Raw genomic sequence first — 15,222 nt, forward strand, 5'->3', positions numbered from 1 at the left:
TTCGTGATAAGTAAACGAGTTTTGTTGAATGTGATTAGTACTCTAGGTTTAAGCTTGTATTCTATCTCGGCTTCGGCGGATTATTATGCAGGAGTGTTAGCAAGTTACTCTAACGCAGAATATAAGCAACCAGCTTCTACTCTAGAAGCAAACCCTTATGTTCTGCAAGGGCAGCTGGGCTATTTTTTCAATGATTATCTGGCCTTAGAGGCTCGTTATGGTACTTCAATACAACGAGATAACAACCTCAATATTGATAGCATTACCAGTGCGTTTACTAAGTTCAATATTCCGGTTTCAAATCGCATTGCAGTTTATGGCTTAGCTGGCTATTCATTTTTGCAAATGGATCAACAAAACGTCGGATCTAATTCAGAAGAAAGCTTCAGTTTTGGTCTAGGTATGCACTACGCCTTAGATACAAACAATGCCGTTACATTCGAGTTTGTAGATGTATCTTCAGATAACACTGCTCGTCTCAATACTATTAGTATTGGATTTCAACACCGATTCTAATTTTAAGTAGACAAAAAGCTTCATGGCGACGAATGTTGCTAGATCGCAAACGCCCTTGCTCTTATTTTTCATCCCATATAACTAAAGCGACCCATCATGCTTAAAGGATATATCTCTCTTGCTATAGCTCTACTAGTAGGCCTATTTGCATCAGTCAGTTATGCAGCCACTCCAACACCTGAACAGCTCCAAATGTTCCAAAGTTTACCAGCAGATCAACAGCAAGCTTTGGCTACGAAATACGGGTTTGCCATCCCTTCGGGTTCTTCTCAACCTAGTTCATTTCAACAACCTGATGTAATTAAACCTAGAGCGGAAGAAAGTTCAGCATTTTCTACAGCAATGGAAAAAGAATTTGGTAAAAATCCAGACGACGAAGAGCTAAAACGTTTCGGGTTAGAGTTATTCGCAGGTTCGCCAACTACATTTGCACCTATTAGTGATGTTCCAGTACCCGCAGATTATAATATTGGGGCAGGTGATGAGATTATTGTTCAATTATTCGGTAAAGATAATGTTACTCATCGTTTGAGAGTTAACCGAGCTGGCATAATTAATTTTCCGTCTTTAGGGCCTGTGAGCGTTGCAGGTATGAGTTTCTCAGAGATGCGCGCGTCACTAAGCAAAAGAGTCGAAGAGCAAATCATCGGGGTACGTAGTGATATTTCCTTAGGGGAAATGAGGACTATGCAAGTATTTGTGATGGGCGATGCATACAAACCCGGGGCTTACACGGTTAGCGCTTTGACTACGATATCACAAGCTATTTACTACAGTGGTGGCTTTGGTGAAAGCGGTGCTTTGCGAAATATTAAGTTGAAGCGAGATGGTCGAGTTATCAGTCAGTTAGATATGTATGACTTACTCTTGAAAGGTGACTCAAGTCGAGATGTACGTTTAATGTCTGGCGATGTCGTATTTATCGGCTCTGTTGGCAACACGGTCAGTATTGATGGTGAAGTTAATCGCCCAGCAATTTATGAGATCAAACCAGGTGAATCTTACGAACAAGCTATTAAATATGCAGGCGGCTTTACTGCAAATGCATATTCTGAGCAAGTTGAAGTAAGAAGGTATGAGTCAAAAGGTAATAGAGAGGTTCTCTCTCTTGACTTTTCAATTCCCTCTCAACGCAAAATTCAAGCAAAAGATGGTGATGAAGTTAATGTGCATAAAAAAAGCGAGGAACTAACTCGCTATGTACAAATAGAAGGTGATGTTAAACACCCTGGCTTTGTAGAATGGAAGTCTGGCCTAAAGGTTGCAGATTTGTTCCGTTCGGTTGATACGGCTTTTAACTCTACAGCAGATATCAACTACGCAGTTGTCGTTAGAGAAATTAACCCACAGCGCGATATTAAAGTACTCCAGCTAAACCTTGCAAACGCTATTTTATCACCAAATAGTTCCGACAATATTACATTAAATTCTCGAGATCGAGTTTTAGTCTTCAACAGATTCAACAACGAAGATCTTGATGCTGTTGTTGAGAATGAAGTAGTAAATAAAGCCAAGACACTAGAGCAAGCTCAAGAGAAAGCAGAGCTTGAGCAACAAAAAGAGCAAGAACAGGTGAGCTCGTCAGTTACGATTGGCTCTAACCAAAACAACATTCTTAATAAAGACAACACAAACAACGCTAATCCCAACGGTAAGAATAATCTTCAATCAAGAGAACCGTTACCTAAGATCATCTTTAGAGGTAAAGAAATTACTCAAGAAGATTTTGAAAAGATCAAAATGAATACTCGCAGAACGTTGTTAGCACCTATTTTGTTGCAATTGCAGCAACAATCACGGTTAGGGTTAGCACCGCAAATAGCTGAAGTTTTTGGTGAAGTAAAGCATCCAGGCCGATACCCAATCACTCAAACAATGAAAGTATCTGACTTAATTGCAGCAGCAGGTGGTTTGACATATAACGCATTTACTATCAATGCAGAGCTAGCAAGAAGTATTGTAAACGATCTAGATGAAAGTGCTTCTATATCAGTAGAAAGAATTGATCTTCGAAGCGCTATCCAAGGTGACGTTTCTAGTGATGTAAAAGTTGTAGGTAGAGATAGACTTAATATTCTAGAAAAGCCTAATGTTAATTTGCAAAGTACAGTTGTACTGCAAGGTGAAGTTCGTTTTCCTGGGACCTATACCGTTAGCCAAGGTGAAACTTTGGGTAGTCTGTTAGCTAGAGCTGGTGGTCTTACTCAATATGCACATCCTCAAGGAGCTATTTTTACTCGAGAGGCATTGCGTTTACAAGAACAGAAGTTATTAGATCAATATGCAGCAGATATAAGAGCTGAAACTGCTAAGAAAACTTTCCGTGCAGATAGCAATATTGGTTCAGTTATCTCTGACCCAGATAAAACACTGAAGTTCGTTGAAGAGGCGAGCAAAAATAAGGCTCTCGGAAGAATGGTTGTACAGCTTGACAGAATCATAGCTAAGGATAAATCTGCTGATTTTGTGCTCGAGGATGGCGACTTTCTATTTATACCAACATTCCGCAATACGGTCTCTATTATGGGAGAAGTTCAAGTCAGCATAACATACTTACTTGATAATCGTTTAGATGTAGATGATTACATAAACAAAGCTGGTGGTGTTAAGAAACAAGCTGATGAAGATCGTATTTTCGTAGTACGTGCAGATGGCTCAGTGTATAAGCCAAGTTCTGGCTACTGGTTTGGTAATGACAAGCAGGAATTGAAGCCTGGTGATACGATCGTTGTTCCAATTGACACCGATTACAGAGATGCACTAAGTACTTGGACTGCTGCGACACAGATCCTATATCAAACAGGTGTAGCGATTAACGCACTCAAGTAATAAATAATTAGATCAAAGAATAAAATTGAGAGACGGGGGGGAGTAATCTCCCCTTTGGTATAATGGAAAAAAATCAATTTGAAGTGGATATTAGTGAACTAGTTCGATTGCTCTGGAAACAAAAGTGGTTGATTATTTCAATTACATTTACTTTTGCAGTTGCATCGGTGTTGTTTGCTATTTCAAAACCAAACATCTATAAATCTGAAGCAGTGTTGTTCCCTGTTACTGATAACTCTACAAGTTCCGCAATGGGGCAGTTAGGTGGTTTAGCTGCATTAGCGGGTTTTGGTGGGCAGGAAAGCTCAAAACAAGCGATCGCATTGGAAGCATTGCGTTCGAGAGCTTTTTTAGGATCTTTTATCGAACGACGTGACATCTTAATTCCATTAATGGCAATTGATAGCTGGGATGCATCTGCAAAACGAATCGTTATTGATCCAGAAATATACGATGAATCAACAGGCGTTTGGACTCGTTCAGTCAGTGAAGGAAAGTTGCCAAAGCCAACTAAGCTTGAAGCAATTAAGTTCTTTAACGAATTGTTATCAATTGACTCCAATAAAGTAAGTGGCGCTACGATTATTTCATTAACAAATCAGTCTCCAGATCTAGCAGAGCAATGGTTGACTTGGTTGATCTCTGATCTAAATGAATGGATGAAGAATAAAGATATTAACCAAGCTAAGAAGAATATTGAATATTTGGATAAGCAGCTGAAGTTGACTAACCTCTCTGAAATGCAAAATGTTTTTTATCAGCTTATTGAAGAACAGACTAAAAAATTAATGCTAGCTGAAGCTCAAGATCAATATATATTTGAAGTGATTGATCCTCCAGTAGTACCAGAAGAAAAGGATAGTCCTAGCCGGGCAATAATTTGCGTCTTAGGTACATTGATTGGTGGTATTCTTTCTATATTCATTGCATTAATTAGAATTGCAGTAAAAAGAAAACATGCATAGCATAGATCTAGCACCGAAAAAGCTATTAGAGGCACATATGTGCCTCTTTGCTCTCTTTGCACCTTTGTCAGTGACACAATGGAATAAAATTTTTTTAGTTATCTTATTCCTTTCCTCATTATTAGCATTTTCATACTACTTAATTAATTCAAGAACAGTTAGTTTTGAAAAATACCCTGTATTCGTTTGCCTTTCATTTTCTTCCGTTTTTATTATCTCACTTTTTAGTATATTAATTAGTCGAGATTACTTGGTAGCGGAGTATTTGAGAACAGTAATCATAGGCAGGATGTTTACATTTTTTTCTCTTATGCTGAATGTTATTATCTTTCTTCTTTGGATCTCGAATGCAGCAGAGTCTTCCTTAAAGAAATTTATGAAATTAGCCTTGTTAAGTGTACTGGCTTTTATCGCTCTTGGTTACTGGCAAGTAATTGGTAAGTTCTTGGGTATCCCATTCTTTATTGAAACACGAGACTGGATGCATGGCGTCCCTGCAGCTTTGAGGGCGGTGTTTCCTTCTCGCGTAACTTCGATCGCTGAAGAGCCAAACTATTTATCGCCTATCCTAATGGAGTCATTGATTCTTATCACTTTTTTGGTAAGACATAGCTTCTCAAGATTAGTATTGTTGTTGCTGTCATTTGGCATTGTAATACTCTCTTTCTCTGGTGGTGCATATGTAAACTTTGTCTTATTACTAGGCTTTGTATTCGTATTTACTTTTCTAAAAACAGCTCTAACTGGTAAAACAAGGATAAGTCACTTTTTCATACTTGTTATTGTAATGGTATTGGTGTTGCTTCTAATATATGTAGGTACTATTTTAATTGAATTTATCTATTATAAGATGTCGACAGAAGCTTCTGGTGGGTCTTCTCGTAGCCAATTTATGATATCTTTTGTTCAATTAATAACAGAGTCAAACTATACTCAACTTATCTTTGGGCACGGACTTGGTACAATGTCTGTTCTTGATGAGTTTGGAATGAAAAGTGAAGACTATTTATTTAGGATCACCAATAACTATATTTTAGACATGTTTTGGGAAAGTGGAGCAATCGGCGTTCTTATGATCTTTACTTTCTTTATGTCATTATTCTATCCTTGCTTTAAATATGGTTTTACCTCTGTAAAGTACTTTCTTGGTGGCCTATTAACGTTTCATCTTTTAATTGCTTCTACTTATCGCTCTGAGTATCTTAGCACTCACTTTGCTTGGATCGTATTTCTAATACTATGTATTTATAAGTTGGCAGAGCTCGAAAGAGCAGAAAAACTAATTAGTAAAAATAAATAATAGAGTTGAATATGAAATTAGTGACTATTTATATTGTTACTCATAATCGGAGTCAACTGCTCAAACGAGCAATTGAATCTGCTTATAACCAAACTTACGAAAACATCGAAGTTATCGTAGTAGATGATGCGTCAACAGACGACACCCAAGATGTTATTAAACAGATGCAAACAACTTATCCATTAAAATACTTCAGAAACGATGAAGGGAAAGGAGCTTGCTACTCTCGAAATGTTGCATTGAACGCTGCATCGGGTGAGTTGATTACAGGTATGGATGATGATGATTACTTTGGAGCATCCCGTGTAGACGATTTAGTCGGTGTGTATGAGGACAAGTATTCTCTAGTTTGTGCAAACATTATTGAAGTTACCATCGACAGAGAAATTCATCGAAAATTTGGATTTGAGCAGGGTGAGTTTGATCTGAATAACCTAATGTATCAAAATTTGGTTGGAAACCAGATGCTAACCAGCGTTTCTAAGCTCAAGGCTATTGGCGGCTTTGATGAAGCGATGCCAGCATTTCAAGATTACGACACTTGGGTAAGACTTGTAGATCGATTTGGTAAAGGTTACAAAACTGATAAATACAACTATTACCTAAATACGGAACATGCGGGAGAGAGAATCTCAAGTTCGAGTAATCGTAAAACGAGAGGTTTTGAACTGTTTTTCGAAAAGCATCAAAACAAAATGAATGCCGATCATAAAAAATCAATGGAAATCATGAGATACAAGGTGACAGGAGAAACTCTCCCTCTTTTGACTATGGCTCGATTGATTTCTCGTGATAACTACAAGTCTGCACTTTCACTTTTCTTGAAGCAGCGAAATTTGAGAAAATAAAAATGGAAAAGGTTATATTTTTAGTTGCTGCTTATGGTGATCGGTTGCTCAACGTTCCTGACATCTTTTTGAAGCAGAGGGAAGAAGTGTCTTACATTGTCGTTTCCCAGTGCACCTCAAAGTCTACTCAAGATGAATTTCTCAAGAAAATCTCACAGCGTAGCGATGTGTTTTCTGTATTTTCAGATGAAACGGGTGTTACAAAAAGCAGAAATCTAGCGATAAAGCACATCCCAAACGACGCAAGTTATGTGTTCTTCCTTGACGATGATGTCGAGTTAGAGGAATTCGCTTACGAGAGGGTTGTTCAGGCTTTTGCGAAAAATGATTACGAAGTGTTGACTTTCTCAGTGTCAGACCTAACAGGAAACAGGCTGATCAAAAACTATGCAGATAAAGAATTTAAGCATAATAATATTTCCATCTTGAAAGTCGGAACGATTGAGATTGCAGTTAAAGCTTCTGTTTTATTAGAAAAGCCCCATATTACTTTTCCTGAAAACCTTGGGGCTGGTGCTAAATACCCTCTTTGTGATGAACCAGTATTTTTGAACCGATTGAGTAAATCTGGATGTAAGCTAGGCTATGTTCCGGAGGTGATAACTCGACATCCATTAGAGTCATCAGGTAAGGAAATAAAAAGTAGCAATGAGATGATAGCTAGAGGCATCGCCTTTCGAGAGATATTTGGTAGTTTGAGCCTGGTTCTCAACGTTGCATTTTTTATAAAGTCATTTAAAAAGATACGATATAATAAGGCTTTAGCCTTACGAGATATTTATAAAGGCTATTTTTACAATGATCAAGTCTATTAAGTGATTTAGAATAATGAACTCAACAAAAAAAGCATTGAGAAATACAGCTTGGTTATTTAGTGAGAGAATAATAACTTTAGCCATTACCTTTTTAATAAATATTTTTCTAGCGAGATATTTAGCTCCGGAACAATTTGGGCAATACAACTTTATAGTTTCTTTTTTAGCCCTTTTAGCTCCTTTTACTTCTCTTGGCCTCAACGCACTTGTTACTCGTGAAATTGTAAACGGTCGAAGCCAATACGAAGTATTGTGCTCATCCTTCTTATTGCGGTTAATCGGAGGATTAGTTGGGGCAACGATCGCTGTGGTTGGTATTTTGATTTGGCAGAGTTCGATTGAACTCGTCGATCCTAAATGGTTGATTGTAGCCGCAGTTATAAATATTTCATCCGCCTTATATGTTATTGAATTTTATTTTCAAGCTGAGGTGGCATCCAAATATATTGTCTTTATTCGAGTCACCACACTAATAATTTCAAGTGCAGCTAAGTTAGTTGGGATTTTGTTGAAGGCTGATCTTAGCTTCTTTATTTGGGTGTTTTTTGTTGAGCTAATTATACGTGGTGTATTGTATGTATCTAGTTATATTTACTACAATAAACACTTTTCTGAAGTTATCACACTTAAACATTTTTCTTGGAATAAGACGTATGCATTTTCTTTACTAGACCAATCGAAATGGCTAGTTTTATCTGGGTTTATGTCCGTTGTTTATCTTAAAATAGATCAGCTAATGATCGGCCAAATGGTAGGAGCAACAGAGTTAGGTGTTTACTCTGTTGCCGCTCGTTTGTCTGAAGTTTGGTATTTTTTTCCACTAGCTCTAACAACTTCTTTCTTCCCTAAACTGCTTAAAGCTCGAGGAAACAGAGAAAGCTATAATTTCCAGCTTGAACAGCTATGTGGCGTGTTACTTTGGATGGCCATAATAATTGCTATTGCCGTATCACTGTTGGGCGGGTGGCTTGTTCCGTTTGCTTTTGGAGAACCTTATGCTCCAGCTGCGCCAATTCTGACTATTCATATTTGGGCTGGTTGTTTTATCTTTATGCGCGCTTTATTGAGCAAATGGCTCATTGCTGAAGGGTTACTAAAATTTTCTTTGTTTACTCATGGTATCGCAGCAATTGTTAACATTGTACTCAACTACTTCCTTATTCCTAAATTTGGAGGGGAAGGTGCTGCTATTGCTACGCTCATTTCATATGCTAGCGCGAGTTATTTCGTTCTTTGGCTACATCCAAAGACACAAATTATGGCATTAATTATGACTAAATCTGTACTTATGCCTGCAACATACTGTATTAGGAAATTTAAATGAAAAGCCTGTTATTGAAGCTTCTGAGTAAAAATACCAAAAATCGCATTAAGACGTTCATTGAAAATACAAGAGCAGGTTTGATCCGTACAATGTCAAAAACCAGATTTACCTCTTCTCTATATTACACGTTCTTCAGTACTAGGTTTTACAGAGAGCACCAATCGGTTTTGAAAGGTAGTTTGAAATACTATGATGACAACGCCAAAGCCAAGGACAGTCGAGTTCTTTTAAGACGAAATGTACACCGTCTTGAAAAGGGCTTGATTATGCGCCCGAGAAGGGATGTATTTGCTACTCGTTACATTCAAGAAACCGTTGACGCTTTTGTTGTCGCTTGCAACAACCAACAACTTAAGAAAGAAGAGTTGGATTGGTGTGTGAGCGTACTTAGCCATTTCTTCGAAATTGCGGGTAAAGACAATGATATTGAGAAAGCAAAAGTTGATTACTTCGCGTGCTTAGAGAACGTTCAATCTCTAGATGAGCTAACTATGCGTTCAGTTCCGTATGCGAAAAACGCGAGTGAAGTTTCAGAAATTACGACAGAGCAGCTAGAAAAATTGTTTAGACAACGCCGCTCGACCCGCTGGTACCTTGAGCAGGCGGTTGAAATAGAAAAGATTGAGCGAGCAATGACAATTGCAAAGCAAGCGCCTTCTGCTTGTAACCGCCAACCATTTAAGTTTCATGTTGTAACCGACAAAGACATGGTGAATAAAGTTGCCGATAGCGCTATGGGAACTGTTGGTTTTGGGCATAACTTCCCAATGATTATTGCTATCGTTGGAGATCTTTCAGCATACCCAGCAGAGCGAGACCGCCATGTTATTTATATTGATGGCTCATTGGTAGCAATGCAATTTGCGTTGGCACTGGAAACTATGGAGCTAAGCTCTTGTATGATCAACTGGCCAGATGTAGAGGACCGTGAAAAGAGACTTGAAAAACTGCTAGGTTTGGAGTCTCACGAACGTACGGTTATGCTGATGTCAGTAGGTTATGCAGATCCTGAAGGTTTTATCCCGTTCTCTCACAAAAAAGACAACTCAGATTTAATAAAGGTAGTGAAATAATGATCGTTGAAATTAAAGGTGTTCAATTTGTTAACAAAGGCGCGGAGCTTATGTTGCACGCTGTTATTCAAAAATTGAATGAGTTTGATCCTAGTGCAGAGATTGTTTTGGCACCTAATGGTAACTCGCCATATAAAGCGCGTGCTGAGGTCAACGCTTATCAGAAGCTGTCTTTGAAAAAGCGTTTTTTAGACTTAAACGAGTTGTCTTACCACCTACCGACAAAAATTAGAAAGTGGCTAAAAACCAATTGGGGTATTGTGACGGAAGCGGATGTGGATGTAGTGCTGGATGCATCTGGTTTTGCTTATGGTGATCAATGGCCGACTAAGCATTTAGAGGCAGTAGCTAAAGAAGTTAAGCGACTAGCAAAACACAACAAAACATTCATTTTCATGCCTCAAGCACTAGGTCCGTTTGCTGATCCAGAGAAACAAGTGGCAGTAAAAGATGGCTTTAGCAAGGCTGCATTGATTTTTGCTCGTGAGCAGAGCAGTTTTGATGGCATTCGACCTTACCTTGAGGATACATCAAAGTTAAAAATTGCTCCTGACTTCACTAACCTAGTGAAAGGTGAACTCGAAGAAGATTACGCGAAGTATAACAATACCGTGTTTATCATCCCTAACTACAATATGGTAAACGAGCGCAATAACAATACTACTTGGAAATCACGTTACCTAGACTTCTTAGTAGAATCTGCTGAAAACATTCTTGAGCTAGGCTACGTGCCAGTACTGTTGAACCATGAAGGCAAGCACGATGGTGAGCTGTGTGAAAAAGTGAAAGCGGCAACACCTCATTCGATTGAAATTATTCAAGAGACCAACCCTTTAAAAGTGAAAGGTTTGATTGGCTCAAGCCGAGGCATTATTTGTTCTCGATTTCATGGCTGTGTTAGTGCGTTAACCCAGGGCATCCCTTGTGTAGGTACTAGCTGGAGCCATAAATACGAGAGCCTTTTTGACGAGTACAATCGTGCCGACTTCTTAGCGAAGCCAGAGTGGTCGAAAGAAGAACTGAAGGAAGCATTAAGATTATCTATCTCAACAGTAGAAGAAGAAACCTACAATACCAAAATTGCAGAGTACAAAGCTCAGACAGAGCAAATGTGGGCAGAAATCTTCAATCGAATTAAATAACTTATAGCCCCTCCAAGCTAATAATCGCGTTGTTTGGGGGGACTTAAATCTCGTCAATCAACTTAAAGCAAGTCGAATAGGTCCTTAAGTAGTCTGTATTATGCCAAATACTCAACCTCTTGTTTCTGTCATCATGCCGTCCTATAACTCAGAAGGTACGATTGCAGAGAGCATCAAAAGCGTTATATCCCAAACTTATACAAATTGGGAAATTATAGTTGTTGATGACAAGTCTACAGATGGTACATGGACAATACTCAAACGTTTTTCTGAGCAATATCCTAACATTCATATCTTCCAAAATGACATGAACCGAGGCGCTGGCGCAAGCCGAAATTTAGCCATAGAAAAGGCTCAAGGCCGATTTATTGCATTTTTGGATTCTGATGATTTATGGACAGAAGATAAATTGTCAGAGCAAATCGCGTTCATGTTAAATAATAATTACGCTCTAACATATACGCACTACAGTCGCTTTAATAGCGAAGAAGAAATTAGCGTTGTGACTGCACCTGATTCCACTACGTATAAAAAGTTATTATACAGTAATGTTATTGGATGCCTGACAGCAGTTTATGATGCTCAGACTTTAGGTAAACGTTATATGCCACTGATTCGTAAGCGGCAAGATATGGGCTTATGGTTGGAGATATTAAAAGATACTCCTAAAGCTTATTGTTTGCCCAAAACATTAGCCAAGTATCGAATGGATACTGGTATGACAGCGAATAAGCTTAGTGTTTTGTCATATCAATGGAAGTTCTATAGAGATGTAGTGGGTTTGAGTTTCCCTAAAAGCTTACTAACATTTTCTGTGTATGCTGTAAAAGGAACAATCAAGCATAGAGCGAAGCGCAAGTTTTAGTCTCGTTCCTTTTAACTCTTCACTACAGTGCTATAAACGTAAAAAGAGCAGATCCCGTAAAGGGGCTGCTCTTTTTATCTACAGTTACTTAAAAACGTATTGTGATACTTCTTGTTTAACGTCCCATACCGAACAAGACCGTTTTTACTGTTAGGAATAGAATTTTCACTTCCATAATCCAGTTTTGGTGTTTGATGTAGTAGATATCGTATTTATGCTTCCAAATAGCATCTTCTACCGATGCGCCATAAGGGTATTTAACTTGAGCTAGACCAGTTACCCCAGGTTTCACTGCATGACGAAAGCGGTAATAAGGAATTGCTTTTTCCAATTCAGAGATGAACACTTCGCGTTCTGGGCGAGGGCCAACCATCGACATCTCTCCCTTTAGAACATTGATCAACTGAGGGAGTTCATCTATACGAGTTTTACGAATAAAACAGCCGACTCTCGTCACACGGGTGTCGCCTTTGGTCGCCCATTGGGCACCGTTCTTTTCCGCATCGTTTCGCATAGAGCGAAACTTGATCACTTCAAACTCTTCATTATATTGGCCAGTACGACGCTGCTTAAAGAATACCGGGCCTGGTGACTCAAGCTTAATGAGCAGTGCCGTAATAAGCCCTACTGGGATAGCAACCCACGATAGCATAAAAACAAACAAGAGATCGATGAAGCGCTTTTGCCAGCTGTTCTTACGATTAGAGAGGATAGAAAAAGCTTTTTGGTGTAAGAAGTAGCCACTATGCAAGAGCTCAGTTTCTGTGTAGCCTAAAGAGCGGTCAAAGTAGCTGACTAGAGGTTCGACCCAAGCTCCAAGCTCTGTAGCTGCAACCAAAAAAGCCTGCTGTTCTACACTCAAATTTGAGCTTTTGAAGTGACAAAGAGTTTTACTCTTAAACTCCCTGAGCGCATAGTTGTTTACCTGAGCGTTGATCTCAGGATGTCTCTTAAGTACTTGAGCAATCTTTGCTTCGTCTTCTTTCGGACAGTAGATATAAAGGCAAGCGTCTGTTTCACTTGCGGATAACTCGTCCAATGCTGATGTTATGCTGATAGAATTATTTTTAGTTAATTCAGAAGCTTCTCGTTCTTGAAGCGTGTCGCTCATACTGTCTGTCATAGGAATGGAATAAGTTGTTTTCGACTAGCCAATTGCTTACAAGTCGGCGATTATAATTTAATTCGTATAGAAATTATATCCCTTAATCCAGAACATGCTTGTAACTTTGTTAATTTTCTTGAACCTGAGTCCTTACTTATGGCTTGTTTTTGAATCTTGACGTAACTATATCAATGAATTCGACAAACTATGTTTGCGATATATTATGTTGCCTCTAAATTAAATGATTATCTAATTCACTATATTACGCAGCTATATCCGAGGTTGATGAGTTTTTGATAAAGCGCTTTTTTCGAACCTTCCTCACCATGTATAAGGTGAACCTCTTTAGGAGGAGCAGGAATGGCAGTTACAAATTGTATTAAGTCGTTCATATCGGCATGCGCAGAGTAGCCTGACATCGTATGAACTTGAGCTTTCACTTTCACGCGCTTACCTTCAATCAATACACTTTCTTCTCCATCCTGGATACGCCGACCTAACGTCCCTTCTGCTTGATAGCCTGCAAATAGCAAATCATTTCTTTTATCTGGCAGTAAAGCTTCCAAATAATTGACGACACGGCCACCTTCACACATTCCGGAGGCTGCAACCACGATAGCGGCTTCTGATGTACTTGCGAGACGGTTAACGAGCCGTAAATGGTCTGCGTGGCTTTCGATCGTAATGCATTGGTCAAACGCGAGCGGGTGTCGATGATGATCGAGTCGCTCTTTCGCTTCAGATCCCCAAAGTTTTTTAAAATGGCGATAGGTATTGGTCACCTTTTTAGCCAAAGGAGAGTCGAGAATAATAGGCAGTGAATCTTGCAAAGCGTGCTCATGTATAAGCTGCTCTATATCAAAGAGTAACTCTTGGGTTCTCCCGACACTAAAAGCTGGTATCACAATTACGCCACCATCCCCAAGGGCGTGCTCAATAATAGAAAGTAATCTCCTGCTGCGAGACTCTACATCCTCGTGAATTTTATTGCCGTAAGTCGACTCGATAAACAGGTAGTCAGCTTTTTCCGGTGATAATGGATCCGGTAGGAGAGGTGTGTTGCGAGGTCCCAAATCCCCAGAGAAAACAACAGCCTCCTGGTTTGATAAATGAAATTCAACATATGCTGAGCCTAAAATGTGCCCAGCAGGTTGAAAGCGCAGAGAAGTACTCTCTTCTATTTCTACCCACACTGAGTAAGGACAAGGACGAATAAGCGCTCGAATAAAATCGAGCACTTTCTCTCTTTGATGACGTCGCATACCCAATTGGAGCTTTAAACCATCTTCTAACATAAGCGGCACGAGCTCAGCGGTGGCTTCCGTACAGTAGATAGGGCCCTTATAGCCAGCTGCTAATAGCCAGGGCAGCCTACCAATATGATCGATATGAGAATGAGTTAGCACTACCGCTTTGAGATGAGCGATAGAAAAGTCGATACCCAAACTCTGCTGCTGAGTATTGTCTTGGCCTTGTAGCAAACCACAGTCGATCAGCACACTTCCATTTTGTAACACGAGCTCGTGGCAAGAGCCAGTAACCGTATTTTTCCCACCGTGGTGCAGTACTTTCATAACAAAACGACGCTTTTACCTTTGCTAGCTTACGCTTGTGAATATCTATTTTACACATAGCCAAACCTCACTATTTGGCAGTGATTTGGTAAATCGCTCAGTAGTCAGGGTAAGCAGGCAGGTAGTGAATAAGTGAGCGTATTGTAGGCAAGCAAAATAGGAGAAAGAAAATGGCAAAACTGAAAGTTTAGAGAGACTTAGATATTCGTCATAAATTTGACTACGTTTCATTGCAACCGCTTGTGATGCAATTCATATTATTGCAACTATTTTTATTTAAGCTTTTGGAATCAGCGTCACTGGCTGTTTAGTGCTCGCTGCGTAAAGTGGGTGTTTGATAATTATAATTTTATAAAACACGCCACATTTATGACGGTATAAGTGTCAGAAAAAAGACATTTTTTTGTAAGCTTTTTACACGTTCTACTTTTAGTTGCAACGTGTTTACTATACAATTCGTCTCCTGTTTGGAAATGCAACCGTTCACATTACGTGCAAAAACTTGCTTCTAGGAGCCAGACCTAGGGGCGGTAGCGTGCCCAAATCACCGTTGAAGCCTCCTTCCTAATAAAAGAAAGAGGTCAAACTAAAGAATTTTCAATAATAATAAGCACCTAAGTGCATTTCTGGCAAGATTGATTTATAAAAAACGAGAACTATTACAAATTTATGTAATTCCCTTTTGTCAGAGGGACGCTCAAAGCTAACAAAGTGGCGAGCAAATGTTGGTTAGGCATAGGTTACAATTTAAATCTCCATTTCTCATACCTATCAAAACCAAATACTAGGCAGGGCAAGATCATGAAAACCCCTTGTGGAATAAGGCTTGACCGAGAGCACGATTTCTACCAATTTCTACATTGAAG

Annotated in this window: 11 protein-coding genes and 1 pseudogene; 10 read left to right on the forward strand and 2 right to left on the reverse strand. The window is 39.2% G+C overall.

Annotation, left to right across the window (positions count from 1 at the left end; translation table 11 throughout):
• Positions 1–3 precede the first annotated feature (3 nt).
• From ACWYVB_RS13805 to ACWYVB_RS13850, 10 genes and pseudogenes are all read left to right on the forward strand, one after another.
• Entirely contained in the window at positions 4–516 is a 513-nt protein-coding gene (locus tag ACWYVB_RS13805) for a porin family protein (protein WP_074191951.1), read from the forward strand.
• Positions 517–894: 378 nt separating this feature from the next.
• Positions 895–3,345: pseudogene (locus ACWYVB_RS13810) on the forward strand (SLBB domain-containing protein); the annotation flags it as partial.
• Between the two features lie 62 nt (positions 3,346–3,407).
• Positions 3,408–4,310 carry a Wzz/FepE/Etk N-terminal domain-containing protein gene (locus ACWYVB_RS13815; protein ID WP_074191953.1) on the forward strand — a complete coding sequence of 301 codons (903 nt, stop codon included), beginning with the start codon at positions 3,408–3,410 and terminating at the stop codon, positions 4,308–4,310.
• Complete coding sequence (locus tag ACWYVB_RS13820; protein ID WP_318119354.1) at positions 4,303–5,610, forward strand: hypothetical protein; 1,308 nt, start codon at positions 4,303–4,305, stop codon at positions 5,608–5,610. The genes ACWYVB_RS13815 and ACWYVB_RS13820 overlap by 8 nt, the downstream gene beginning before the upstream one ends.
• Positions 5,611–5,621: 11 nt before the next feature.
• On the forward strand, positions 5,622–6,458 hold the full coding sequence (locus ACWYVB_RS13825) for a glycosyltransferase (RefSeq protein ID WP_301659478.1): 837 nt from the start codon (positions 5,622–5,624) through the stop codon (positions 6,456–6,458).
• Positions 6,459–6,460: 2 nt separating this feature from the next.
• Positions 6,461–7,273: a glycosyltransferase gene (locus ACWYVB_RS13830; protein ID WP_318119355.1), complete on the forward strand. Its 813-nt coding sequence runs from the start codon at positions 6,461–6,463 to the stop codon at positions 7,271–7,273.
• A 13-nt stretch (positions 7,274–7,286) separates the two neighbouring features.
• Complete coding sequence (locus tag ACWYVB_RS13835) at positions 7,287–8,597, forward strand: flippase (protein ID WP_318119356.1); 1,311 nt, start codon at positions 7,287–7,289, stop codon at positions 8,595–8,597.
• A gap of 266 nt (positions 8,598–8,863) precedes the next feature.
• A complete protein-coding gene (locus ACWYVB_RS13840) occupies positions 8,864–9,670 on the forward strand; it encodes a nitroreductase family protein (protein WP_165616009.1) in 807 nt (268 codons plus the stop codon).
• Positions 9,670–10,812, forward strand: coding sequence for a polysaccharide pyruvyl transferase family protein (locus ACWYVB_RS13845; protein WP_318119357.1), 1,143 nt, complete (start codon positions 9,670–9,672; stop codon positions 10,810–10,812). Before ACWYVB_RS13840 ends, ACWYVB_RS13845 begins: the two co-directional genes overlap by 1 nt.
• A gap of 100 nt (positions 10,813–10,912) precedes the next feature.
• On the forward strand, positions 10,913–11,677 hold the full coding sequence (locus ACWYVB_RS13850) for a glycosyltransferase family 2 protein (protein ID WP_074191960.1): 765 nt from the start codon (positions 10,913–10,915) through the stop codon (positions 11,675–11,677).
• Between the two features lie 115 nt (positions 11,678–11,792).
• Here ACWYVB_RS13850 and ACWYVB_RS13855 read toward each other — a convergent pair whose 3' ends face one another.
• Both ACWYVB_RS13855 and ACWYVB_RS13860 read right to left on the reverse strand, forming a co-directional pair.
• Positions 11,793–12,800: a sugar transferase gene (locus ACWYVB_RS13855; RefSeq protein WP_318119358.1), complete on the reverse strand. Its 1,008-nt coding sequence runs from the start codon at positions 12,798–12,800 to the stop codon at positions 11,793–11,795.
• A 239-nt stretch (positions 12,801–13,039) separates the two neighbouring features.
• Positions 13,040–14,356, reverse strand: coding sequence for an MBL fold metallo-hydrolase (locus ACWYVB_RS13860; RefSeq protein ID WP_318119359.1), 1,317 nt, complete (start codon positions 14,354–14,356; stop codon positions 13,040–13,042).
• Between the last annotated feature and the right edge of the window lie 866 nt (positions 14,357–15,222).

The organism is Vibrio sp. JZG10 (assembly GCF_054064075.1).

What these genes read in the sequence shown, in the direction of transcription:
- ACWYVB_RS13855 (WP_318119358.1), bottom strand. Translation starts at nt 12,800, where the DNA reads ATGACAGACAGTATGAGCGACACGCTTCAAGAACGAGAAGCTTCTGAA.
- ACWYVB_RS13835 (WP_318119356.1), top strand. Translation starts at nt 7,287, where the DNA reads ATGAACTCAACAAAAAAAGCATTGAGAAATACAGCTTGGTTATTTAGT.
- ACWYVB_RS13840 (WP_165616009.1), top strand. Translation starts at nt 8,864, where the DNA reads ATGCGCCCGAGAAGGGATGTATTTGCTACTCGTTACATTCAAGAAACC.
- ACWYVB_RS13850 (WP_074191960.1), top strand. Translation starts at nt 10,913, where the DNA reads ATGCCAAATACTCAACCTCTTGTTTCTGTCATCATGCCGTCCTATAAC.
- ACWYVB_RS13860 (WP_318119359.1), bottom strand. Translation starts at nt 14,356, where the DNA reads ATGAAAGTACTGCACCACGGTGGGAAAAATACGGTTACTGGCTCTTGC.
- ACWYVB_RS13845 (WP_318119357.1), top strand. Translation starts at nt 9,670, where the DNA reads ATGATCGTTGAAATTAAAGGTGTTCAATTTGTTAACAAAGGCGCGGAG.
- ACWYVB_RS13815 (WP_074191953.1), top strand. Translation starts at nt 3,408, where the DNA reads ATGGAAAAAAATCAATTTGAAGTGGATATTAGTGAACTAGTTCGATTG.
- ACWYVB_RS13820 (WP_318119354.1), top strand. Translation starts at nt 4,303, where the DNA reads ATGCATAGCATAGATCTAGCACCGAAAAAGCTATTAGAGGCACATATG.
- ACWYVB_RS13825 (WP_301659478.1), top strand. Translation starts at nt 5,622, where the DNA reads ATGAAATTAGTGACTATTTATATTGTTACTCATAATCGGAGTCAACTG.
- ACWYVB_RS13830 (WP_318119355.1), top strand. Translation starts at nt 6,461, where the DNA reads ATGGAAAAGGTTATATTTTTAGTTGCTGCTTATGGTGATCGGTTGCTC.